The organism is Bacillus sp. MYb209, assembly GCF_002975175.1.
GTDB lineage: Bacteria > Bacillota > Bacilli > Bacillales > Bacillaceae_G > Bacillus_A.
Map to the genome: position 1 here is coordinate 432,793 of NZ_PCNZ01000002.1, position 23,891 is coordinate 456,683.

The window sequence follows — 23,891 nt, forward strand, 5'->3', positions numbered from 1 at the left end:
TAAAAATATTGTAGAATGAATGTGATATGAAAAGAGTGATTGATGGGATAAATAGTTTGTAACTTTTGTAAGAAGGGATAAGGGTTATGTTAATTCGTTTTAAAAAAAGTTATGAAAAGATTGCAATGGGGCTTCTTTCATTTATGCCAACTGAAAAAGATGTAAAAACATTACAATTGACAATGAAAGAGTATGAAGCGAAAGAGGATTGGCAATTGTATTTGTGGAAACAAAATGAAGATTTTGTTGGGATAATGGGGATTATAAAAAAAGAAGATCAGGTATTGGAAATTCAGCATTTGAGCGTGAATCCGTCTCACCGTCATATGGGGATTGGGACGAAGATGGTTCAAGAGCTTAAGAGTAAATTTCTTGAGTTTACAATTTGCGGAAATGAGCAAACGGCAAGTTTTTGCAAAAAGTGTAAAGAGCTTGAACAAAATATACATTCATGAAAGCAGGGATAAGTAGTTTATTATCTCTGCTTTCTTTTTTGTAGTTGTTCGTGTCGTTCAGAAATGACTTCTGTTCGATCACGCAATGTGTGCTTATTTATGATGTATTCACCAGGAATGACGTTCACATCTTTCCAAGAGAGGTTTTGTTTCTTACATAACTGTATGCATTGTTTTTCTAACGATGCGTCTAATAAGGGTAAAAATAACGGCGCGAAAATTTCCTTTTTGTGGATAGATTGTAACCTTTCATTTAATAAGAATATAAGTTGTTTATGATCTATTCCTAATTGATATAACGGTATACTGTTCTTTTCTAAAAGTGCTATTGCGCTTTTTATCATCTTCTCTGCACCATTCCAGTTGGATCGTCTGTGATGGTATAAGGAAACAGCAACTTGAATGAGACCGACTAAGTAATTGTCGCGTTCTCCTCTAGGTTTTAATTTCCAATACTCTTCTAATATTTCATGACATTCAAAATAATCATAGTCTCCGTGAAAATGAATTAAAAATTGTATGTACTCGGTAGGATACATTTTTTTCGCTCCTGTCTAACGGTTATATGTACAGTTTATCATAGAAATATTAACAATAAGCGACTAGGGAAATATCCCTAGTCGCTTTATTGCTTCATATTAGCAGAAGCAAGCTGCTCCTACAATGATTAGTAAAATGAACAGTACAACAAGTAATGCGAACCCACCGCTAAAACCGCAATCAACGTGACCCATAGTTTTTTGACCTCCTACATTGTTCTTACTACATTGTTATCATATGAAGCGGTGGGCATTATGACATGGGCATAGGTCTATTTTTAATTAAATTTCTTAAAAAGGTTGGATAGAACATGAGTATGCTCTATACTTATGTTGTTATAGAAAAAATGTGGTGGGATGCTTTGTGCAGTATAATTTTAAAGTAGAGGCTTTTGAAGGGCCTTTAGATCTATTGTTACACTTAATACATCGTTACGAAATTGATATATATAATATTCCTGTAGCGGAAATTACAGAGCAATATCTATCTTATGTCCATACGATGAAAGAATTACAATTAGATGTTGCCAGTGAGTATTTAGTAATGGCTGCAACGTTATTACAAATTAAAAGTAAAATGTTGTTACCGAAACAAGAAGAAGATGTACCTGATAACGGTGAAGACTTTATAGATGACCCTCGTCAAGAATTGATGGAGAGGTTAATTGAATATAAGAAATATAAGCAAGTTGCTACTGAGTTAAAAGAAAGAGAACAAGAAAGAGCACAGCTATATACACGTCCGCCAATTGATTTTACATCATTTCAACAAGAAGAGGAGACAAGCTTACCTCTTGATGTTACGTTATATGATATGTTAGCGGCATTTCAAAAGCTAATGCGTCGTAAAAAAGCAAAGACCCCCGTAACAACGCGAATTACTCGCCAAGAAATACCAATTGCACAGCGAATGACTGATATTCTACAACAGTTAGAAGTAAAAGGCGGTCGTCAAAGCTTTTATGATTTGTTTGCTGATGAAGAACGCGAAATAATGGTTGTAACATTTTTAGCGGTTCTTGAGCTAATGAAAAATCAACAAATCATAATTGAGCAAGAACATAATTTTGATGAAATTTTCGTGTTAAGCTCTAATAAATCCGTATAGAGCCAGCAAGTGAAGATGGGATAGAAATATTTTATCTTATGTTAGGTTTTAATGTATCGTTTGGAACGAGAGAAGAAATATTGAACCGAACGCATTTACTGTGATTCGGTTTTTTTATGTGTATTTTTATGGAAAATAGGAGGAAGGAGTTCGTAAAATGGATAGAAAAGAACAAAAAGCGATTATTGAAGGGCTTTTATTTGTTGCAGGTGACGAAGGGATTTATCCGGAACAGATAGCTAAGGTTCTGGAAGTTGAAGTGGAAGAAGTAATAAACAGTATAGAGGAAATGCAAAAAGAATGTGAAGGATTGAATCGAGGGCTGCAAATTGTACAATATGCAAAAGTGTATCGTTTTGCAACAAAGAAAGAACATGCTGCATACTATCAAAAATTAATAAATACCCCAACAACGGCTTCACTGTCTCAAGCAGCTCTTGAAACGTTGGCAATCGTTGCGTACCGTCAACCGATCACAAGGACAGAAATGGAAGAGATTCGAGGAGTGAAAACAGACAAGGCATTACAAACGTTAGTTTCACACTTACTTATAAAAGAAGCGGGAAGAGCGGAAGGGCCAGGGCGCCCTATTTTATACGGAACGACGAAAGAATTTTTAGATACGTTTGGATTGAAAACATTAGATGATTTACCACCTCTTTCGGAAGAAAATGAACAAATGAATGAAGCAGATTTATTCTTTGGTTCTTTACAGGAATTATCAAAATAAAAGCTTAGCATTTTGCTAAGCTTTTTTTGTATATCAATTACAGAGCGTGCCATACTAAATGAAAAAAGGAGACGAGTTATGAAAGGTGTACGGAGTATTCTATTGTTGGTTTCTGTTTTATTATGTTTTTCGTTAAACAGCGCATCGGCTAAAAGATATATGATGTCTATTCATACTACGTCTCCTATACATATGCAGCGGCAACATTTTGGTAAAATGAAAGTGAGTTTTTTAAAAGTTGGACAAGGTGATGCGACACTTATTACATTGCCAAATGGTCAAACGATGTTAATAGATGGAGGTCCTTATGAAGCGGGAGAGGTTATTATTCAAAAACTAATTGAAAAAGGAATTAATCATTTAGATGTGATTGTAAGTACTCATCCTGATATGGACCATATAGGGGGGCTTATTCCAATTATAGAACAAATCCCGGTTTCACTCGTATTAGATAGTGGAAAAACATATAGTTCATTTACTTATCATACGTATCGGAATAATATTAAAAAAAGGGGCATACCTTTCATTTCAGTGAAGGAAGGACAATATATACCGCTAGATCCACATGTTTCTATACAAGTATTGAACAATGGTAAATCGAAAGACGAGAATAATGAGTCCTCAATTGTGTTAAAAATCCGATATGGTAAAGCTGACTTTTTATTAATGGGTGATGCTGATATACGGACGGAAAATGAAATATTAAAGCAATTTGATGTACATGCAGATGTATTAAAAGTTGGGCATCATGGCTCATATACTTCAACGAGTGAAACGTTCTTAAAAAAAGTAGATCCACAATTCGCTATTCTTTCGTACGGGAGTAGAAATCCGTATGGGCATCCTCATCAAAGTGTAGTAAGACGATTAAAACAGCGTGGTATAATGATATACGGAACAAACAAGCGTACTGTAGAAATAGAAACAGATGGTGAACATATTACTATGGGGGCTAGCGGTCTTATGCCATTACTTAAGTAACTAATTATATAAGAGGGTATTTTCCATTTTGGAAAAAATGAATAATATATATTATAATGAAAAAGAAATCAATTTCCTTTTTTCGCTGAACGAAGAGGAAATTTCATTAGAATGTATAGACAACTACTTGTGTGTATATTAAGATGGAATTAGGCGAATAAGGTAATAATAAGTAGGTATTTCATGGGAAAGGATCGATGAAAATGAAAACGCAAGTTGTCATCAATGCCAAAATTTATACAGGTAAAGAAGTAGTGGAAAACGGATTTATTCGTTACGCAGAAACAGTTAAAGAAATTGGTTTGATGGCTCAATATGTATCACAAGAAAATGAAACTGTGTTAGATGCGGCAGGAAAGATTGTGATTCCAGGTATGATTGATGTTCATATTCATGGTGGATACGATATTGATGCGATGGATGCAAATAGCGATGGATTAGTAACTCTTGGTAAAAAAATGTTAAAAGAAGGAGTTACAACTTACTTCCCAACAACAATGACACAAGCTCCAGAAGCGATTGAAGCGGCGCTAAGTGCTGCGAAGAAAGCGAAAGATAAAGGAGCACATTTCGAATATATTCACTTAGAAGGACCATATGTTTCAAAAAAACGTGCGGGTGCACAACCACTTAAACATATTGTTCCTGCGAGTATCGAGCAATTTAAACAATGGCAGGAAGCAAGCGGTAATCTAATTAAATTAGTAACATATGCACCGGAAGAAGAAGGTGCGTTAGAGTTTGAACAGTATCTTGCTGAAACAGGTGTTGTTGGCACAATGGGGCATACAGATGCGATTGATGCACAACTGAAAAATAGAAAAATTACACATGCAACACATTTATACAATCAAATGCGTGGATTACATCATCGTGAACCAGGAGTTGTTGGTCATGTGTTATTAAATCCAGATGTAATGGTTGAAGTAATTACAGATGGTATTCACATTCACCCTGATATGGTGAAATTAGCATATAAATTAAAAGGACCGAAAAAAGTAAGTGTCATTACAGATGCAATGCGTGCAAAAGGTCTTGAAGAAGGATTATATGAGCTTGGCGGACAGCCAGTACATGTAAAAGATGGCAGTGCCCGATTAGAAGATGGAACGTTAGCTGGTAGTATTTTGAAAATGGATCAAGCTTTCCGAAATGTAATTGAATTTACAGGATGCTCAATCGAGGAGGCAGTGTTAATGACATCAGTTAACCAAGCAGAAGAGTTTGGATTAAATAATAAAGGCGCGTTAGCGGCAGGCAAAGATGCAGACTTTGTTGTTATGACTGAAGAATTACATGTATATGATACGGTTCGTTTAGGAATTCATATGAAGGAAGGGAAGTAATTAGATGAATATTCTTGTTGTAAAAACTCCAGAAGAATTAGCAGAAGCAGGTTATAAGTTAATTAAAGAGGTTGTAAAATCAAAAGAAAATCCAACTTTAGGAATGGCTACAGGAAGCTCTCCATTAGGTATTTATGCAGAAATGCGAAAAAATAAACTTGATACAAGTCATGCAACCACTGTAAACTTAGATGAGTACGTAAATTTACCACACGAAGATAAAAACAGCTATCACTATTTCATGCAAGAACAGTTGTTTGATCATCTTCCATTTAAACAAACTTATGTACCGAATGGGATGGCAAGTGATTTAGAGGAAGAGTGCAAGCGTTATGAAGGCATTCTAGTAGCTAACCCAGTTGACTTACAGATTCTTGGAATCGGTGAAAACGGTCACATCGGATTTAATGAGCCAGGAACACCATTTAATTCTCCAACTAACATTGTAGAATTAACAGAATCTACGCGCCAAGCAAACCTTCGCTTCTTTGAAAATGAAGAAGATGTGCCAACTCATGCGATTACAATGGGAATTGGAAGTATTATGAAAGCGAAACAAATTCTACTTGTTGCTATGGGATCTAAAAAGGCAGAAGCTATTAAAGAATTATTGCAAGGTGAATATAGTGAGGCGTGTCCTGCGACAGTTTTACAACGTCATCCGAATGTAACCGTAATCGCAGATCCAGAAGCTCTATCTTTATGCAGTGAGGCGATTGCTGATGAACATCGACAAGTATTCACCATTTCCGATCTATTATCAGATTCAAGAGTGGGTGAAACAGCTAATTGAGGAAGGCGAATGGAAGCCGGGAGATAAAATTCCATCTGAGAATGAACTTTGTGATAAGTTCGAAGTGAGTCGTATGACAATCAGACAGGCGATTAATAACTTAGTGGAACAAGGTTATTTATACCGGAAACGTGGGATTGGAACGTTCGTCCAACTTCCGAAAGTGGAGCAAAAGTTGCAAGGAATGACGGGATTCACAGAAGATATGATTTCTCGTGGTATGAAACCGAGCAGCCAGTTATTAAGTTTCCGCCTAGTTCCAGCTACTGCTAAAATAGCAGACCGGCTGAGAATACAAGAGGGAGAATCGGTTTATGAAGTGAGGCGTACGCGCTTAGCTGATGACGAACCGATTGCATTTGAGACGACATATTTGTCGCCAACTCTTGTGAAAGATATTAACGAAGAAATATTGCAACAATCTTTATATGAACATTTAGAGAAAAAACTGGGCTTTAAGCTTGTTCGCGCTACTCAATCAATTGAAGCTTCAATTGCAACGGATAATGAAGCTGAACATCTGCATATTCCTAAAAAGGCGCCTGTACTTGTAATGCGTCAATGGTCATATTCAGAAGGTGAGTTACCGTTAGAGTATGTGAAATGTATTTATCGTGGGGATCGTTACAAGTTTATTACGAACATCGCACGTAACAAGTAATATATTTCAGTTTGTGAAGTACAGTGAACTTTGATGTTTTCAACATGTAAAGAAATAAAAATACGACTCATCCTTATAAGGATCGAGTCGTGTTTTTATTTGCTTCTTCATTATAAACAAGTACTTGGTTAACGGCATCTTTGACAGCATCTACTACATAGTGAGCGTGCTCTTTTACCGCGTCATCAGCTTGAGACATAGCAAAACTATGCGGAGTTAAAGAAAACATTGGAATATCATTGTAAGAATCCCCTATGCACGCAACCTCCTCTGGTTGTATTTGAAACTCTTGTAATAAAACAGAAATAGCAGAACCTTTACTAATATTTGGTGGCATTACATCTAAACATTGTTCAGCTGAAATGAAAGTACTAACTTTTCCACGGAATTTTTCATCAATCTTTTTTTGAAGGAGTTGTAAGTTTTCCTTTGTTCCACCGATAGAAATTTTATTTGGAAAAATTGTATCATCGATTTTCTGTAATAAATTTGGTTCTTCAACAGAAGTCATTGTTATTTGTTTTTCGAGTTCATGAATAAAAGGTGTCTTTTCTTCAATATAGTAATTATGCTCATCACTTACATAACGGAAATAAGGGTCTTCATTTGTCATTGCTAACAAATCAGGTAGAATACTGGAATCGAATGTTGCAGATAATAGTTGTTTATTTTCTTGTGTATATACGAAAACACCGTTCACACTAATGCGATGGAAATTTGTATTTACAGCCTTCATTAAGTCTGCGATTTCATTATCAAGTCGCCCGGAAGCGAAACAAAGAATAACATTTTGCTCAGCAAGACTGCGAAGTGCTACAATATCTTGTTCATCAATTAGACCTCCATGTTGCATCATTGTACCGTCAATATCACTTACAAACATTTTAATCATGTTGCTATCTCCTTTCTATGTACAGTCGCTCTTACATTATACGCATCATATATAAACATGTCTAAAAAATGAATTTTTATCAAATGGTAGATGTTTTACATTGACGACAAAGAAGAATGTTCTGTAACATAAAAGTAGGCTATTTAAGTACGAGGGTGGTGTTATATGAGTAATTATCTAGAAATTAAAAAAGTTTTAAATAATAATGTCATCATTGCTAGCCATCCTGAACACGAGGAAGTAGTAGTGATCGGTAAAGGAATTGGATTTGGAAAAAAGGCTGAAGATGTGTTGGAGCAAGAACAAATTGAGAAAATGTTTGTTTTAAAAAATGAACGTGATCGAGAACAATACAAACTTTTAGTGCCACATGTGAGTGAAAAGCTAATTGAATTGATGAATGATATTATGTTATACATTCAAGAAAAAGCGGAGTCTCCATTAAATGAACATATTCATATCGCTTTAACAGATCATATTTCTTTTGCAATTAAAAGACTGAAACAAGGACTTACAATAGATAATCCTTTTTTAGTTGAAACGAAAATGCTATATCCAGAGGAATATGAAATTGCTGAAGGAGTTGTGCAACTTTTAAATTCTCGTTTGCAAATTATATTGCCAGAAGGAGAAGTAGGCTTTATCGCACTCCATATTTACAGCTCGCTTACAAACTCTGATTTATCTTCTGTTAATCAAAATTCCCGTCTTATTGCACAACTTGTGTCTTTAATTGAGATAAACCTACAAATTACATTAGACCAAGAAAGCATTCATTATTTACGCCTTATTCGTCATTTGCAATATGCTATTGAACGGGTGAAAAAAGGAGAAAAAGTAGAAGAAGCACAAAGTTTTGCTGATTTATTAAAATTAGAATATCCAGTTTGTTACAATTTGGCATGGAAGCTAGTCAAAGTAATGCAGAAAGAATTACAACTTCCTGTTTATGAAGCGGAGAGTATTTATTTAACGATGCATTTACAACGATTAGTGAAAGCAGAACATGTGTAAAAAGACATATATTTTTGTCTAAAATGAAAACGTTAAAAAAAATGATTGAATCGCTTACAATAGTTATGTATAATAACTATTGCAAAGTTATACAAAATTCGACAAACACATTAAGGTAAATAACGAAAACGTTTGCTTTAATTATAGTGAACTTATACGTAATCCTATTTTTGACACGTGTTACTGATTCGATCAGGCATGAGTGGAGAAAAGTTGGGAATGTAAGCTAAAGAAAGGGACATACTACCCTTTGTATAGCTATCGTTCTATCTTTTTTTTCCTCATGCCTTTTTGGCGTTTGTCGAAAAGTATCAATATAGATAAGAGAGGAAGGGTTTCCATGTTTAAGAAGATCTTTGGTGTTCTTCAAAAAGTCGGAAAAGCGCTTATGCTTCCAGTAGCGATTTTACCGGCAGCAGGTATTTTACTTGGATTTGGTAATGCATTTCAAAATCCACAACTAACAAATGTTATCCCTGCTTTAAAAGCAGATTGGTTCGTAATGGTTGCAAAAATTATGGAACAATCGGGTGATATTATTTTCGCTAACCTTGCGCTATTATTCGCAGTTGGGGTAGCAATCGGTTTAGCTGGTGGAGACGGAGTAGCTGGTTTAGCAGCGTTCGTCGGCTACTTAATTATGAACAAAACGATGAGTGTGTTCTTAGAAGTAGATAAACTAGTGAAAGTAACAAGCACTGGAACAGATCCAGTGAAAATTGGATTTTCAGATCCAGCATATGCAAACGTATTAGGAATCCCAACGCTGCAAACAGGAGTGTTTGGTGGTATTATCGTCGGGATAGTAGCGGCATATTGCTATAATAAATACTTCAACATTGAATTACCATCATACTTAGGTTTCTTTGCAGGTAAGCGTTTCGTACCGATCGCAACTGCAACATTCTCTTTAGTAGTAGGTATTATCATGTGCTTCGTTTGGCCATACATTCAGGGTGGCTTAAATACGTTCTCACATCAAATGATTGATGCAAATAGAACGATAGCAGCATTTATATTCGGTTTAATCGAACGTTCATTAATTCCATTTGGATTACATCATATTTTCTATTCACCGTTCTGGTTCGAATTCGGTCAGTATACAAATGCAGCTGGCGAATTAATCCGTGGTGACCAAAAAATCTTTATGGCACAGTTAAAAGACGGCGTAGAATTAACAGCTGGTACATTTACAACTGGTAAGTATCCGTTCATGATGTTCGGTCTTCCAGCAGCAGCTTTAGCAATGTACCATGAAGCACGTCCAGAAAATAAAAAATTAGCAGCTGGGATTTTAGGATCTGCTGCATTAACATCTTTCTTAACAGGTATTACAGAACCGCTTGAATTTTCATTCTTATTCGTAGCACCAGTATTATTTGGAATCCATGCAGTATTCGCTGGTCTATCATTTATGACAATGCAAATTTTAGGTGTTAAAATTGGTATGACATTCTCTGGTGGTTTAATTGACTTCATATTATTTGGTGTACTACCAGGTCGTACGGCATGGTGGTGGGTAATTATTGTTGGTCTTGTACTAGCAGTTATTTACTACTTCGGATTCCGTTTCGCAATCCGTAAATGGAACTTAAAAACACCTGGTCGTGAAGTAGCGAATGCTAATGAAGGCGCAGGGAAAACAGAAGCAGGAGAACTTCCACGTGAAGTATTAGTAGCACTTGGTGGTAAAGAAAACATTGCTTCATTAGATGCTTGTATTACTCGTTTACGCGTTCAAGTTAACGAACAAAAAAATGTAAATAAAGACCGCTTAAAAGAGCTTGGAGCAGCTGGTGTACTTGAAGTTGGAAATAACATTCAAGCTATTTTCGGACCGAAATCTGACACATTAAAATCACAAATTCATGATATTATGTCAGGTCGTACACCTCATGTTGAAAAAGAAGAGCCTGTAAAAGCGGAAGAAGCTCCTCAACAGGTTGATGGAAATGAAACAATCGTTTCACCAATTGAAGGGAAAATCTTACCGATTACAGAAGTACCTGACCAAGTATTCTCAGGGAAAATGATGGGAGATGGATTTGCGATTGAGCCAACAGAAGGAACAGTAGTTTCTCCGGTTAATGGTGAGATTGTAAATGTATTCCCTACAAAACATGCGATTGGTATTCAGTCTGAAGGAGGAAAAGAAATTTTAATCCACTTCGGTATTGATACTGTAAAATTAAATGGTGAAGGCTTTGAAGCGCTTGTAGCACAAGGTGATAAAGTGAAGCAAGGACAACCATTATTAAAAGTAGATCTTGCATTTGTAAAAGAAAATGCACCATCTATTATTACACCAATCGTCTTTACGAATTTACAACAAGGGCAACAAGTCGAATTGAAAAAAGATGGAAATGTTAAGAAGGGCGAAAACGCTATTATTGACATTCAGTAGGAATTTGACGCAAAATGTTTATAATTATAATAGGCGATGTGGTTGACCGAACATCGCCTATTATATACAATAGATGATGTAGTACTCACGTCTATACAACTAAAAAAATACTGTATTTAAAGGAGATAAATTATCATGGAAAAAATCTTTAAAGTAACTAGCGACTCAGGAATTCATGCTCGTCCAGCAACTCTACTTGTAAACACTGCAAGCAAATTCGGTTCTGACATTAACTTAGAGTATAACGGGAAAAACGTTAACTTAAAATCAATCATGGGTGTTATGTCTTTAGGAATTCAACAAGGCGCGGAAATTAAGGTCACTGCAAATGGTGATGATGCAGCTCAAGCACTAGCAGCTATCGAAGAAACTATGAAAAACGAAGGATTAGGAGAATAATGACTCTTAACATCCAAGGGATCGCTGCATCAAGTGGGATTGCTATTGCAAAGGCTTTCAGACTTGAGAATCCTGAATTTAACATTGAAAAGAAATCAATTACAAACGAAGCTGCTGAAATTGCACGCTTAGACGCTGCGCTTGAGAAAGCAAAATCTGAACTAGAAGCTATTAAGGACCACGCTTTTGCTGAGCTAGGTGCTGATAAAGCTGCTATCTTTGAAGCACATTTATTAGTATTAAATGATCCAGAATTAGTAAATCCAGTAAAAGATAAAGTAAATAGCGAAAAAGTAAATGCTGAATTTGCAATGGATGAAGTTGCATCAATGTTTATTTCTATGTTTGAAAACATGGATAACGAATATATGAAAGAACGTGCTGCGGATATTCGCGACGTAACAAAACGTGTTCTTGCACATTTACTAGGAATTAACTTCTCAAACCCTGGTACAATTTCTGAAGAAGTAATCATTATTGCTGAAGATTTAACACCATCTGATACAGCTCAGTTAAACCGTAAGTATGCAAAAGGTTTCACAACTGATATCGGTGGACGTACATCTCACTCTGCAATTATGGCTCGTTCTATGGAAATTCCAGCTGTTGTTGGTACGAAAGTTGTTATGGAGAAAATCCAAAACGGCGATATCGTAATCATTGACGGTTTAGATGGAGAAGTAATTGTAAACCCATCTGAAGAAACTCTTCGTTCTTTTGAAGAAAAGAAAGCGAAATTTGAAGAGCAAAAAGCTGTATGGGCAAAATTAAAAGACCAAGCAACTGTAACAAGTGATGGACATCACGTTGAGCTTGTTGCTAATATCGGAACACCAAATGATGTACAAGGTATTATCGATAATGGCGGAGAAGGCGTTGGTTTATACCGTACAGAATTCTTATACATGGGCCGTGACAATCTTCCAACAGAAGAAGAGCAGTTCGAAGCGTATAAAGCAGTTCTTGAAGGTGTAAAAGAAGATCAACCAGTCGTTGTTCGTACACTTGACATCGGTGGAGATAAAGAGCTTCCATACTTACATTTACCAAAAGAAATGAACCCATTCTTAGGATACCGTGCAATTCGCTTATGTCTTGATGAGCAAGATGTGTTCCGTACACAACTTCGTGCATTACTTCGTGCTAGCGTATACGGTAACTTAAAAATTATGTTCCCAATGATTGCAACTCTTGATGAGTTCCGTCAAGCGAAAGCAATCTTATTAGAAGAGAAAGAAAGACTTGTTCAAGCGGGTACAACTGTTTCTGATTCTATTGAAATTGGTATGATGGTTGAAATTCCAGCTTCAGCAGTATTAGCAGATCAGTTCGCAAAAGAGGTTGATTTCTTCTCTATCGGAACAAATGACTTAATCCAATACACAATGGCTGCAGACCGTATGAACGAACGTGTAGCTTACTTATACCAACCATATAACCCATCTATTTTACGTCTTGTAAAAATGGTTATCGATGCTGCTCATAAAGAAGGCAAGTGGGCTGGTATGTGTGGTGAGATGGCGGGAGATTCACTTGCTATCCCATTATTATTAGGCTTAGGTTTAGATGAGTTCAGTATGAGTGCAACATCTATTCTTCCTGCAAGAACACAACTAAGTAAGTTGTCAAAAGCAGAAATGGAAACTTTAGCAGAAAAGGCATTAATGATGTCAACTGCTGAAGAAGTTGTTGAACTAGTTAAAAGCATATAATAATAAAAAACCCTGAGTCGATTTGAAATCGGTCTCAGGTTTTTTCTATGAGAAAAGTAAATCATTGTTCTACCTTTATTTTATAGAGGATTAAAAGAAGAGTTAGATAGCGATCGCAATGACATCAGTTGGGCAAACACGTAAAATACCTGTAAAAGTATCTCTATTTCCTTGATTATCTTTTCCACCTTGACCTTGACCTTGTTGCATTGCTAAAGCAACGCCGTTAGCAAATCCCTCAAATACAACATTGTGAAAAGTTCCATTTCCTCTAATCTTTAAGAAAGAAATTTCTGTTCCAACTGAAATGTTTCTAAGGACGTTACATACAGCAGGTCGTTGCTCTCTAACTTCTTCTCTTTCACGATTATGACACTCTCTAAAATCATCTCGACATCCAAAAGTTCCAAACATAATCCTCATCACCCCCTTCACACTTATAATCTATGTAAGTTCGGCAGTCGGTGACTGGACAGATAATGGAAATTTTTCTAGGGTATTTTCTCATTTTAAATGACTAGATGGGTATTTAGTATGGAATGATGTTTAAAATAGGGGAAATATCACAAAAAAATGTAAAGACCACCGAAATGAATGAAATAGGTAGCCTTTACACTTTTTTACTTTTATATAAAACGATGATATATACAGGAAGAGCTAAGAGTAGTGGTGCAATGGATCGTGCAGTATGTTTTTCTGCTTCTAATTGTAACGCTTCTTCTTTAGGGAATTGTAACACTGATATGTTTGCAGCATCGCCAATAAAATATAGCAGCAGTACAGTTACTATGTAACTTAAAAGTGCGATAAAGCTTCCGTATGAACTCAATGAAAATCCCTCTCTTGTTATCTATTTGTTATCATTGTATCACAATTGTAACAAAAATACACGGTTATATTTCGATACTTTAACAAAATTCGACACAAAACGCCATATTTGTTTATAGGGATAGCATGAAAATTACGATTTCTCTATGTGTAGATGTCGAATAATACATTTTAATATTACGGATGTGTGACAGAGTATAAAAAAACGAAGGTAATGAAATTACCTTCGTTTTTTTATTATTTCGCCCATTCGCTCACTTGTTCTACGCTCATGCGCGGTGCAGGGTGACCTTTTAAAGTTGATTCACCAATTGTAATAAGCATAATTGGCACGTAACGAGATGAAACATTAAATTCTTCCATTAGTGCTTGTGGGTTGAAACCACCAATTGCGCAAGTATCCCAGCCAGTTGCTTTAGCAGCAAGCATAAGTTGCATTGCTGCTAAAGCAGCATTTGAAAAGGCAGCATCTCGTGGGTATTGCTCACGAGTATATGCAGATTCAATGTTTTTAGCTAAGCGCTCTTTTGCTTCTTCTTTCATAAATCCTTGTTCTACAATTGGACCGTAAACAGGTTCAACATTTTTATATGCTTCTAAATCACCTAAAATAGCGACTACGGCAGAAGCATCAAGAATTTGTTGTTGGTTATAAGCAATTGGGTGTAATCGTTTTTGTACGTCTTCGCCTTGGAAAACAAAGAATTTCCAATGTTGCAAGTTCCAAGCAGAAGGTGCTTGAGCAGCTGCTTTTAAAATTTCGTGTAATTCTGCACTGGAAATTTCTTTTTCAGGGTTGAATGCACGTGTAGATGTGCGTTCATATAAAACGTTAAAAAAGTCACTGTTTGTCATTATATATCCTCCAAATTACATATCAGCTTAATTTAAAATACATGTAATATATTCTACTTACATTTTGTAAGTTATTGAATTTAAGAATATAATAACTTTATTTTAATTGTCAAGTTTTAAGTAATAAGGAGGGCATTCATACAAACGATACAATTCATATAATCATACACTAAAAAAGGAATTTCTAGAGTAGATAAGCGAAGATAACATTCTCAATTAGCTTGTTAATATGTATCCCTCACTAATCGGATTTTTTTGAGTACAATCTTTTATAAAATGATTGTGAGGAATTCAGCAAAACAAGATATATGAAGTGAGTGAAGACTAGTGATGAACATACTACATTTTTTATTAGAGAATACTGTTTTCCAAAATGTATTACAAGATCTTCAGTTGAATGTCCTTTATATAGAAGATGGATGTACACATCAACAAACGATAGAAAATGTCCATCCAAAATGTATGTTTATAGCAAATAGTTTTGAAGAAGGAGAAATATTGTTTCATAGAACTAGACCGCATATTGTAATTATGTATGTAACAGATGTTACTCAAATAAAATATATAAAGAATATATATGATTCACGGAGTACATTCATTATCATTTGGGATCAACAGATAAACAATGAGTTTGCAGATTTACTTATGTTAGGAATACGTAATATTGTTATAGCGCCAGTAACCCCACAAGTGGTACTAGAGGAAGTGAATAAGAGTTTATATCAGCTTTCTTTAGTGCGGCAAGTAAGTTTACAACAAGAATTACTTCAAACGATGTTTGATTTTCAAAATGATTTATTATTTATAGTAGAAGATGATGAGATTGTTGATTGTAATACAAATTTCTTGGAATTTTTCGGGTATGAAAATTTATTTGAATATCGTGAACAGCATTTAGTATTTGCAGAACATCTTATTAGAGAGAATGGCTATTATTCGACGACTCACGATATAACATGGCTGGATGATACTTTATCAAATGGAAGAAGAATTAAGATGTACAATTATGAAGGAGAAGCGTATACCTTTTTATTACGTGCGACACCATTACCAGAAGACTTATCACGATTTATAGTAAAGTGCACAGAGATTACAGAATTAGATGAAATCTATCAAGAGCAAGAAAGACTGGCTATGATAGACTCATTGACAGAAATATATAATCGCTTGAAATTCCAACAAATATTGGAGACAGAGTGGGAGAATGTATTGCGTAATGATGAAAAAGTTGCACTTATTTTGTTTGATATAGATAATTTTAAATCAGTAAATGACACATATGGTCATGATTTTGGCGATTTAGCATTAATACAACTTGCAGATCTTATGAAATCTAAAGTTGAAGATCAACATGTATTTGCAAGATGGGGAGGAGAGGAATTTATAATATTAGTGACAAATACGGTAGAAAAAGAAGCGTTTCAAGTTGCGGAATCATTGCGATTTTTCATTGAAACAAAGCATTTCTCTGGAATTTCGAAATTAACAGCAAGTTTTGGAGTTGCGTTATATGAGCAAGGAATTACAAGAGAAGAGTTAATGCAAAGAGCGGATATTGCATTATATGAAGCGAAAAAAAATGGGAAAAATCAAGTATGTATATATAGAAAAGAAAAAATGTGATTTTTCGCAACAAAATGTTGCGATTTTTTTTTATTACCCGATAATAGAATGTGGGGGACCATTTTAAATGAAGTAATTACGGAGGAACAACATGATAAAAAAAATAATGACTATGGCTTCACTGTCTGCTGTTGTTTGCGGAGGAGTATACTATTTTCTCTATAGTCCCAATCTAAAGGAGCAAACAGTATTAACAACAAAGGTAACGCCCGCTATTGAGTCAGAAGTACAGGATAATATAGAAGAAAAAGAAGAACAACAAATTGATTATGCTAGTATATCTCAAAAGTTAGATCAATATTTAATAGGAAAGCAATTTAATGGGACAGTTTTGGTGACAGATAAAGAACATGTTATATTGAATAAAGGGTATGGATATGCTGACGTTCAAAATAAAATAGAAAATACGCCTCAAACAAAATATCGTATCGGTTCTATTACGAAAACAGTTGTTGCTACATCTATTTTACAGTTACAAGAACAAGGGAAGTTAAATATTCAAGACAATGTAAATAAATACATTCCTTCATTTCCAGCAGATAAAAATGTCACTTTATATCATCTATTAACGCATACATCAGGTTTACCGGAAAATGGAAAAGGGAAGGTTAATGTAGCTTCACGTATACATTTAATAAATTGGATTGGAAGTCAGAAATTAGAGTTTCCACCAGGATCAGGTTGGAAGTATACGGATTATAATTATATGGTGCTTGCTTATATTATAGAAAATATAACGAAAAAGCCTTTAGGAGATTATATAAAAGAAAATATATTTACAAAAGCAGAGATGCATGAATCAGGTATGGGAAATATGGTGCCTGGAGACACGAATTTCACGAAGGGTTATGTGAAGAAAGATCAAGTACTTGTACCTGCACAAGAAGTAAAGATGGACTGGTTATATGGTTGTGGTGAGATGTATACGACAGTTGGGGATATGAAAAAATTAGACGAAGCGATAATAAATGGCAAGCTTCTATCAGAACAAAGTATACAAGTGATGTTTACACCTTCACAAGAAAGAAAATATGCATTTAGTTTTTACATATATCCAGATTATTTTCACAACCATGGTGTACTCTCTGGTTGGAATACGTTTAATAATTTTAATAAAGATAAAGGAACATTTGTTATACTATTTTCAAATGTGAAAAATAGTTTGGATGATGATTTTAATAAAGAGTTTCGAAAGATGGTAAATGATTTATTAGAACAAAGGGGATGAGAATATGGAACGTAAAAATTTATCAATTGGTTTCATTGGTATTGGTGTGATGGGAAAAAGTATGGTTCATCATTTAATGCAAAACGGTTATAAAGTATATGTATATAACAGAACGAAGGAAAAAGCGGATTCTTTAGTACAAGAGGGTGCAAGTTGGTGTAATACACCGAAGGCGTTAGTAAAGCAAGTTGATGTTGTTATGACGATGGTTGGATATCCTCATGATGTAGAAGAAGTGTACTTCGGGATAGATGGAATTTTAGAACATGGAAATGAAGGTACGATAGCAATTGACTTTACAACATCTACACCAACATTGGCAAAACGTATTAATGAAGTTGCGAAAAGAAAGAACATATATACACTAGATGCACCTGTATCTGGGGGAGATGTTGGGGCTAAAGAAGCAAAACTAGCAATTATGGTAGGTGGAGAGAAAGAAATATATGATAGATGCTTGCCTCTATTTGAAAAACTAGGAACAAATATCCAGTTGCAAGGACCAGCTGGGAGTGGACAGCATACAAAAATGTGTAATCAAATTGCAATTGCTTCTAACATGGTAGGGGTATGTGAAGCGGTAGCATATGCGAAAAAGGCCGGACTTAATGCAGATAAAGTATTAGAGAGTATTTCAACTGGTGCAGCAGGTAGCTGGTCATTAAGTAATTTAGCTCCTCGAATGTTAAAGGGAGATTTTGAACCTGGTTTTTATGTAAAGCATTTTATGAAGGATATGAAGATTGCTTTAGATGAGGCTGGAAAATTACAATTACCAGTACCAGGTTTAAGTTTAGCGAAGAAATTGTATGAAGAGTTAATCGAAGATGGAGAAGAGAATAGCGGGACACAAGTATTATATAAAAAGTATATAAGGGGGTAAATGAGATGGATCTTCAAAAGTTTGATGAGATGATTGATGCTGTACAGCGAGCAACTTGTGTACAGATTAATGATAAGCAAAAAGAGGCTTTTAAACAAAAATATGATTTTGAGCCAAAGTTCGAATATGGACGAGATGAGAAAGGACATTATGTTATCCGAACCTCGAAAAAGATGTTAGAGGAAATGGATTTTTATTTGGCATTGAAATATGATCGGGATGGAATTGCCCTTTATATGCATGCTGAGATTGAAGGGACATGTCATGTATCCGTTAGCTATAGTGAAGATGCACTTCATTTGCAAGAATTGTTTCAATTTCTAGAAGAAAATAAATAAAAAGTCCTCATTTGAGGACTTTTTATTTAGGCAGGCATAATATTTAAGTTGTATAATTATAGGCTCGAAGCGCGACGGCATCGTTCAATTGGGAATGGAATAACTTGAGCAATGTGATTAGGGCCGAGCTGTTTTGCGCGAGCATGGCGTAATATATAAAATGCGTACAGAATAGCGATAGGAATAGCACCATATAAACCGAAAAATAAAGCGCTTACACAAGAAGCGACAAAACCTAAAACACCAACTTCTAATTCTTCCATAATAGCTCCTAAAATAACAGGAATAGCTCCGCATGAAACTCCTAGTATAAGTGCGATAAGTAAACTCATGATTATCCCCCTCTGTTTGCAATATTCTTTTCCTTCTTATTAGTTGTAGTATATCATACGCAAAACAGAATTTTCAGAAAAAATTCAAAAAAGTTCAATAAATGTTCAAAGAATATTGGAAAATACACTTGATAAAGTGGAATTGTGATTGGAGAGGTTATTTATATACAAACGAAAGCAATAAATCATTTTAGTAGATAAAAAACCAGGCTTACTTCATTTTAATGAAATAAGCCTGTTCCATAGGAGGATGTATATATGTAGAGTGAATAAAAGGTTGGAAAAGGGGGTCCAAGCCCTTTTATTCAACTAACTACCTTAATAAATTGGAACCCAGCCTTCTGTTGTAACAAAAATGCGAATAGCTACAACTTGGCGATCATCTTGCAAGGTAAAATAGTGTCTTGCATTTTCAGGTACAGATATAAGATCACCAGGCTCAAGTTCAACGTCAAAGAATCGACCATCTTTTCCTTCAATAGCGAAGATGCCATGACCGCTGACAATAAAGCGAACTTCATCGTCAGTATGATGGTGTTCTTTTTGAAAATTAATTAATAATTCGTCAAGGTTAGGTGTGCTATTTGAAAGTGAAATCACATCATATGCTTTATAACCACGACGATCTGAAACATCAGCAATTTCTTTTGAAAACAACGTTAATATTTCAGCTTTGTTTTCATCTGTTAAGGAGTAATTTTCTTTTAAATGAGTAGGAAGTTTAGAAATATTCCATTTCTCATATAAAACATCTTCTCCCTGCAAAAAGCTTGATACTTCTACTTCATTTTCAATACGAGTATTTTCCTCATGAATACGAATTTGCGCCATTAGAAACGCCTCCTTGAATTGATAATAATTTTATATGAAATTGGAATAAAAACTCATAAGCTTCTAATCTTTTTTTTGCATCAAAGCTATCACGGCCCCATACGGTAATGCCATGGTTTCGAATTAATACTGCTCCTGAATCTCCTTGTATATGCTTTCGAAATTTCTCTCCAAGCGTTGGGATATGAGCATCATTTTCGATAATAGGAATGTTAATCGTTGCACCTTCTTCCCAAATATCAAGAGCTTTAATAATCTCTTGATTTTGAAGGGTGACTTTATCACTATACAAATTTGTGATGACATTATTATCAGTTGTATGAACATGAAGTACGCACCCGGCATTCGTACTGTTATAAATATGTGTATGCAATATTGTTTCTGCTGAAGGGCGTAACTCAGTTTCTAAAACGGGAACTCCTTGATGATTTACTAATAGAAAATCATCTGGAGTGGTTTTTGTTTTATCTTTGCCACTTGCTGTAATAAGAAAAGTAAGGGGATCATGACTGACTTTTATAGAAATATTTCCACTCGTTGCTGGAAACCAATTCCGAGTTGTTAATTCTTTTTTTATTTCACTTAAGTCATACCATTGACGAAAAAGTTGTTTCATGATTTCACCTCCAACAAATGTTGTAATTCGACTTGAATATCGTGAAATGTGTTAAAGGATGTATAAGCAATATGATTTTCTTCACATTTTGTAATAAGGAAGTCACGGGCGAATACTTTATCTGCTTGTTTTGCTGCTTGTAAATCAGTAATGGAATCTCCTATCACAATATGAAAATCATCTTTAGAGCTTAGTTTACGAATTAATGATGATTTACAGAGACCGCAACTATGCTGACATTGCTCGTCACAAGGGTGCGGCCATTTAACTTCAACAAATTCTCCTGAAAAGTCAGTTGCATTACAATAAATTTGTTCTTTAGGGATTATTTCTTGTAAGAGTGGATAGACGAAGAAATCCATTCCACCTGATATAACGTAAAAGGAAATGTTATTTTCATTAATAAATTGTATGAATTCATGAAAACCTGTACGTATTTCAGCAGTTTCTTGTAAAAACTGAATAATATCATCGTGTAGATTAATAGGTATTAATCGGAATAATTGAGAAACACCTTCTTGAATAGAAAGTTCTTGCGATAAAATTTTTTGCTTAATTTCCTCTGCTTCTGGTGGTGCGAATTTTTTCATAATGGACATGATATTATCGTTATTTGTAATCGTACCATCGAAATCACAAAATACTTGAATACTCATAATTTCACCTCATGAGAAGGATTTCCCCATATTTGTAGTGCGCTATGCAAATTTATTTCATCCACTTCATGGAGTGGTTTACCTTGTAAAGTAGCTTCAATTGCAGCGCGGAAAGCTTTGCCACCACCTTGAGCTCCATTTGGATGCCCATGAATCCCGCCGCCGGCATTAATAACGACATCCTTACCAAAATCTCGTAGAATAAAGGGAACGAAACCAGGATGAATTCCAGCAGATGGAACAGAAAAACTTTTCTTGAAATAGTGGTCTTCCTCAGTTAATGCTTCTGTAATGAGAAGAGCTTCCTCTTTCTCTAATGCAACGTTGCCGTATGGTGATGGGAATAAAGAGAAATCAGCACCAGCGTAACGTAGTAATTTTCCAAGTAGTAATAGAGAAGAGAACCCGTATAGTTTCGATGACGAATAAGCGCCACTTACAGCTGGGTGTGCCATAATAGGAATTGGAATTTCATCGTCTTCTACAAGTGATTGCAGTACATCTAATCCATAAGAAAATACATTAAATAAAAGAATGTCTGCTCCAGCTACCACCGCACGTTTCGCGTTCTCTTTTAAATCATAAGTTCGCCCTGTTAAATTTACTGCGTATAAAGTTTTATGTCCGTAAGTTTCGTATACAGATTGTAAAACTTCTTTCCCAGATTCAATTCTTTTTGTAAGTGGTGTTAATGAGTTTTCAAATAAAATTTCATCATCTTTTACAATATCTACGCCTCCAATTGCCTGATCGCGTAGTTGAGTTTTTAAATATCCAATATTCCGTCCTATCATCCCTTTGAAAATACTCATTAGAAGAGGGCGATCTTGAACTTGTAAAAGGTTTCGGATGCCTTCAATTCCAAATTTCGGTCCAGGGAACTGTTTCTTTAATTCGTCTGAGAATGTTAAATCAATTAGTTTAATTTCCCCATCTAACGAAAGTTTTCCAAATGTTGTTGTCAAAATGGCTGGTAAGTCTGGGCTGAAGTTCAGCGATGGATAATGAATTTTAATGATTCCACGTGATACTTTTTTGCCAAGATAAGAGTTAATATGTTCTTGTTCGTCTAACTCTTCAATATGAATGACATTGCCTTTATGTTGTTTTAATTGTTCTTGTAATAAGTGTGGTAAATGAGTCCATGAACCAATTGTTAAACCAATTGCAATTTGTTCCGCTTTCTTTTCTAAGTTGTGAGAATCATCGTGGATTAAATATGTCGCTATAATTCCGCTCATTGTTATAACCTCCTAGTTAAATAAAAAAACCTCTCAGCTAAGGAGAGGTTTTTTTACAACCAGCTCCTTATCTGTCAGCGTAACGCTGCGAGAATTAGCACCGTGTCTACAATTGTAGATCGGTTGCCGGGTTTCGTCGGGCTCGTCCCTCCACCTGCTCTTGATAAGAAGTATTTAGAAATGTTTAAATTTTTAAGATAACTGAATTTTGTCAGATATTTTTTATGTTGTCAATGACTTTTTGAAAAAATTTAATTTATCAATTCGATTAATTGCTTCTCGTAATCTATCTTCTGTATGCAAGAGACCAACACGGACATACCCTTCGCCGTGCTCACCAAATCCAACACCAGGAGCAACTGCAACGTGTGCTTTTTCTAGTAAAATATCAGAAAATTCCTCAGATGTATATCCTTCTGGTACAGGAAGCCATGCAAAGAATGATCCTGTTGGAATGTTTACATTCCAACCAATTGAGTGACAAGCTGAAATAAGAGCGTTTCTCCGAGATTCATAACTATTAACAAGTTCTACCACACAGGACTGCGAGCCTAATAGTGCTTCGCGGGCAGCATCTTGAACTGCACCAAAAATACTAACATACATATGATCTTGTAATAGGTTAATTGTTTCGATGACATTTTCATTCCCCACTGCAAAAGCAATACGCCATCCAGCCATATTGAAAGTTTTCGATAAAGTGTAAATTTCAATTCCTGTATCTTTGGCACCGTCTGCTTGCAAGAAACTAACAGGCTTTTGACCATCAAATCCGATAGCACCGTAAGCAAAATCATGAACAACTAATATGTTATGTTTATTAGCAAAATGAATGGTTTTATCAAAGAATTCTTTTGATGCTGTAGCACCGGTAGGGTTATTTGGATAGTTTAAAAACATTAACTTCGCTCGCTGGGCAACAGAGTCATCAATTTTTGTATAATCCGGTAAAAAATTATTTTCTGCAATAAGCGGCATTGTTTCAAAGTGCGCTTTTGCTAAAGAAACTCCGGATAAATAATCTGGATAGCCTGGATCAGGAACCAGAATGGTATCACCAGGGTTTGTAAAACAAATTGGTAATTCTACTAATCCAGCTTTTCCACCAAACAAAATAGCAACTTCAGTTTTTGGATTTACTACTACATCATATTCACGCTGATAGAAGGCTGCTACGGCCTCTTTTAGGCTTTCGTGTCCGCGAAATGGCGGATATTTATGATGAATGCTCTTTTCGGCAGCATCTTGTAAAGCTTTTACGATATGCTGCGGTGTTGGTTGATCTGGATTACCTTGACCTAGATTAATAACATCGTGACCAGCTGCAACGACTTTGTTAACTTTTGCAACAAGTGAAGCGAAAAATTGTGTTGGCAATGATGTTACTACTTTGGAAGGTTGAAATAATTTCATACTTTCCACCTCT

Annotated in this window: 27 protein-coding genes and 1 riboswitch; of the genes, 15 read left to right on the top strand and 12 right to left on the bottom strand. The window is 35.3% G+C overall.

Annotated elements, in window-relative coordinates; all coding sequences use genetic code 11:
- Positions 1-86 precede the first annotated feature (86 nt).
- A complete protein-coding gene (gene ribT, locus CQZ94_RS05965; RefSeq protein ID WP_000908403.1) occupies positions 87-455 on the top strand; it encodes a GNAT family N-acetyltransferase RibT in 369 nt (122 codons plus the stop codon).
- 20 nt (positions 456-475) lie between these two features.
- Here the strand turns inward: ribT and CQZ94_RS05970 are convergent, their stop codons facing one another.
- Both CQZ94_RS05970 and CQZ94_RS05975 read right to left on the bottom strand, forming a co-directional pair.
- On the bottom strand, positions 476-994 hold the full coding sequence (locus tag CQZ94_RS05970; RefSeq protein ID WP_105584640.1) for a DUF309 domain-containing protein: 519 nt from the start codon (positions 992-994) through the stop codon (positions 476-478).
- A gap of 99 nt (positions 995-1,093) precedes the next feature.
- Positions 1,094-1,189, bottom strand: a complete 96-nt coding sequence (locus tag CQZ94_RS05975) for a YjcZ family sporulation protein (RefSeq protein ID WP_000510194.1) — start codon at positions 1,187-1,189, stop codon at positions 1,094-1,096.
- A 169-nt stretch (positions 1,190-1,358) separates the two neighbouring features.
- On the opposite strand from CQZ94_RS05975, the gene CQZ94_RS05980 reads away from it, so the two are divergent.
- The 6 genes from CQZ94_RS05980 to phnF all read left to right on the top strand — a co-directional run bounded on the left by CQZ94_RS05980 (position 1,359) and on the right by phnF (position 6,613).
- Complete coding sequence (locus tag CQZ94_RS05980; protein WP_002088436.1) at positions 1,359-2,102, top strand: segregation/condensation protein A; 744 nt, start codon at positions 1,359-1,361, stop codon at positions 2,100-2,102.
- A gap of 157 nt (positions 2,103-2,259) precedes the next feature.
- Positions 2,260-2,832, top strand: coding sequence for an SMC-Scp complex subunit ScpB (scpB, locus tag CQZ94_RS05990; protein WP_105584641.1), 573 nt, complete (start codon positions 2,260-2,262; stop codon positions 2,830-2,832).
- Between the two features lie 78 nt (positions 2,833-2,910).
- Complete coding sequence (locus CQZ94_RS05995) at positions 2,911-3,813, top strand: ComEC/Rec2 family competence protein (protein ID WP_105584642.1); 903 nt, start codon at positions 2,911-2,913, stop codon at positions 3,811-3,813.
- 203 nt (positions 3,814-4,016) lie between these two features.
- Entirely contained in the window at positions 4,017-5,159 is a 1,143-nt protein-coding gene (gene nagA / locus CQZ94_RS06000) for an N-acetylglucosamine-6-phosphate deacetylase (RefSeq protein WP_105584765.1), read from the top strand.
- 4 nt (positions 5,160-5,163) lie between these two features.
- Positions 5,164-5,952, top strand: coding sequence for a glucosamine-6-phosphate deaminase (gene nagB / locus CQZ94_RS06005; protein ID WP_002033913.1), 789 nt, complete (start codon positions 5,164-5,166; stop codon positions 5,950-5,952).
- Entirely contained in the window at positions 5,882-6,613 is a 732-nt protein-coding gene (gene phnF / locus CQZ94_RS06010; RefSeq protein ID WP_078172874.1) for a phosphonate metabolism transcriptional regulator PhnF, read from the top strand. Before nagB ends, phnF begins: the two co-directional genes overlap by 71 nt.
- A 73-nt stretch (positions 6,614-6,686) precedes the next feature.
- Here phnF and CQZ94_RS06015 read toward each other — a convergent pair whose 3' ends face one another.
- Entirely contained in the window at positions 6,687-7,505 is an 819-nt protein-coding gene (locus CQZ94_RS06015) for an HAD family hydrolase (protein WP_105584643.1), read from the bottom strand.
- Positions 7,506-7,670: 165 nt separating this feature from the next.
- Between CQZ94_RS06015 and glcT the strand changes: the two genes are divergently transcribed.
- The 4 genes from glcT to ptsP all read left to right on the top strand — a co-directional run bounded on the left by glcT (position 7,671) and on the right by ptsP (position 13,034).
- Entirely contained in the window at positions 7,671-8,519 is an 849-nt protein-coding gene (glcT, locus tag CQZ94_RS06020; protein WP_105584644.1) for a glucose PTS transporter transcription antiterminator GlcT, read from the top strand.
- A gap of 340 nt (positions 8,520-8,859) precedes the next feature.
- A complete protein-coding gene (gene ptsG, locus CQZ94_RS06025) occupies positions 8,860-10,923 on the top strand; it encodes a PTS glucose transporter subunit IIABC (protein WP_105584645.1) in 2,064 nt (687 codons plus the stop codon).
- 135 nt (positions 10,924-11,058) lie between these two features.
- Complete coding sequence (gene ptsH, locus CQZ94_RS06030; protein ID WP_002033915.1) at positions 11,059-11,322, top strand: phosphocarrier protein HPr; 264 nt, start codon at positions 11,059-11,061, stop codon at positions 11,320-11,322.
- The gene (ptsP, locus tag CQZ94_RS06035) at positions 11,322-13,034 is read left to right on the top strand and encodes a phosphoenolpyruvate--protein phosphotransferase (protein ID WP_105584646.1); all 1,713 of its coding nucleotides are present in this window, start codon (positions 11,322-11,324) and stop codon (positions 13,032-13,034) included. Before ptsH ends, ptsP begins: the two co-directional genes overlap by 1 nt.
- A 102-nt stretch (positions 13,035-13,136) precedes the next feature.
- Here the strand turns inward: ptsP and CQZ94_RS06040 are convergent, their stop codons facing one another.
- The 3 genes from CQZ94_RS06040 to CQZ94_RS06050 all read right to left on the bottom strand — a co-directional run bounded on the left by CQZ94_RS06040 (position 13,137) and on the right by CQZ94_RS06050 (position 14,717).
- Positions 13,137-13,448, bottom strand: a complete 312-nt coding sequence (locus CQZ94_RS06040; RefSeq protein WP_105584647.1) for a DUF3915 family protein — start codon at positions 13,446-13,448, stop codon at positions 13,137-13,139.
- Positions 13,449-13,644: 196 nt separating this feature from the next.
- On the bottom strand, positions 13,645-13,863 hold the full coding sequence (locus CQZ94_RS06045) for a hypothetical protein (RefSeq protein WP_002088422.1): 219 nt from the start codon (positions 13,861-13,863) through the stop codon (positions 13,645-13,647).
- A gap of 236 nt (positions 13,864-14,099) precedes the next feature.
- Positions 14,100-14,717 (bottom strand): nitroreductase family protein, encoded by a 618-nt coding sequence (locus CQZ94_RS06050; RefSeq protein ID WP_105584648.1) that lies wholly within the window; start codon positions 14,715-14,717, stop codon positions 14,100-14,102.
- A 330-nt stretch (positions 14,718-15,047) separates the two neighbouring features.
- On the opposite strand from CQZ94_RS06050, the gene CQZ94_RS06055 reads away from it, so the two are divergent.
- From CQZ94_RS06055 to CQZ94_RS06070, 4 genes are all read left to right on the top strand, one after another.
- Complete coding sequence (locus CQZ94_RS06055) at positions 15,048-16,340, top strand: sensor domain-containing diguanylate cyclase (RefSeq protein ID WP_142395761.1); 1,293 nt, start codon at positions 15,048-15,050, stop codon at positions 16,338-16,340.
- Positions 16,341-16,431: 91 nt separating this feature from the next.
- Complete coding sequence (locus CQZ94_RS06060; protein WP_105584650.1) at positions 16,432-17,568, top strand: serine hydrolase; 1,137 nt, start codon at positions 16,432-16,434, stop codon at positions 17,566-17,568.
- A 4-nt stretch (positions 17,569-17,572) separates the two neighbouring features.
- The gene (locus CQZ94_RS06065) at positions 17,573-18,451 is read left to right on the top strand and encodes an NAD(P)-dependent oxidoreductase (RefSeq protein ID WP_105584651.1); all 879 of its coding nucleotides are present in this window, start codon (positions 17,573-17,575) and stop codon (positions 18,449-18,451) included.
- A 5-nt stretch (positions 18,452-18,456) separates the two neighbouring features.
- Positions 18,457-18,789: a DUF3909 family protein gene (locus CQZ94_RS06070; RefSeq protein ID WP_105584652.1), complete on the top strand. Its 333-nt coding sequence runs from the start codon at positions 18,457-18,459 to the stop codon at positions 18,787-18,789.
- 56 nt (positions 18,790-18,845) lie between these two features.
- Here the strand turns inward: CQZ94_RS06070 and CQZ94_RS06075 are convergent, their stop codons facing one another.
- The 6 genes from CQZ94_RS06075 to CQZ94_RS06100 all read right to left on the bottom strand — a co-directional run bounded on the left by CQZ94_RS06075 (position 18,846) and on the right by CQZ94_RS06100 (position 23,878).
- Positions 18,846-19,121, bottom strand: coding sequence for a hypothetical protein (locus CQZ94_RS06075; protein WP_105584653.1), 276 nt, complete (start codon positions 19,119-19,121; stop codon positions 18,846-18,848).
- 318 nt (positions 19,122-19,439) lie between these two features.
- Positions 19,440-19,952 (bottom strand): 1,2-dihydroxy-3-keto-5-methylthiopentene dioxygenase, encoded by a 513-nt coding sequence (locus tag CQZ94_RS06080; protein ID WP_105584654.1) that lies wholly within the window; start codon positions 19,950-19,952, stop codon positions 19,440-19,442.
- Positions 19,930-20,568: a methylthioribulose 1-phosphate dehydratase gene (locus tag CQZ94_RS06085; RefSeq protein WP_002111581.1), complete on the bottom strand. Its 639-nt coding sequence runs from the start codon at positions 20,566-20,568 to the stop codon at positions 19,930-19,932. The genes CQZ94_RS06080 and CQZ94_RS06085 overlap by 23 nt, the downstream gene beginning before the upstream one ends.
- A complete protein-coding gene (locus CQZ94_RS06090; RefSeq protein ID WP_105584655.1) occupies positions 20,565-21,224 on the bottom strand; it encodes a 2-hydroxy-3-keto-5-methylthiopentenyl-1-phosphate phosphatase in 660 nt (219 codons plus the stop codon). Before CQZ94_RS06090 ends, CQZ94_RS06085 begins: the two co-directional genes overlap by 4 nt.
- A complete protein-coding gene (mtnW, locus tag CQZ94_RS06095; protein ID WP_105584656.1) occupies positions 21,221-22,465 on the bottom strand; it encodes a 2,3-diketo-5-methylthiopentyl-1-phosphate enolase in 1,245 nt (414 codons plus the stop codon). The genes CQZ94_RS06090 and mtnW overlap by 4 nt, the downstream gene beginning before the upstream one ends.
- A gap of 64 nt (positions 22,466-22,529) precedes the next feature.
- Positions 22,530-22,635: riboswitch (SAM riboswitch) on the bottom strand.
- 52 nt (positions 22,636-22,687) lie between these two features.
- A complete protein-coding gene (locus CQZ94_RS06100) occupies positions 22,688-23,878 on the bottom strand; it encodes a pyridoxal phosphate-dependent aminotransferase (protein ID WP_105584657.1) in 1,191 nt (396 codons plus the stop codon).
- Between the last annotated feature and the right edge of the window lie 13 nt (positions 23,879-23,891).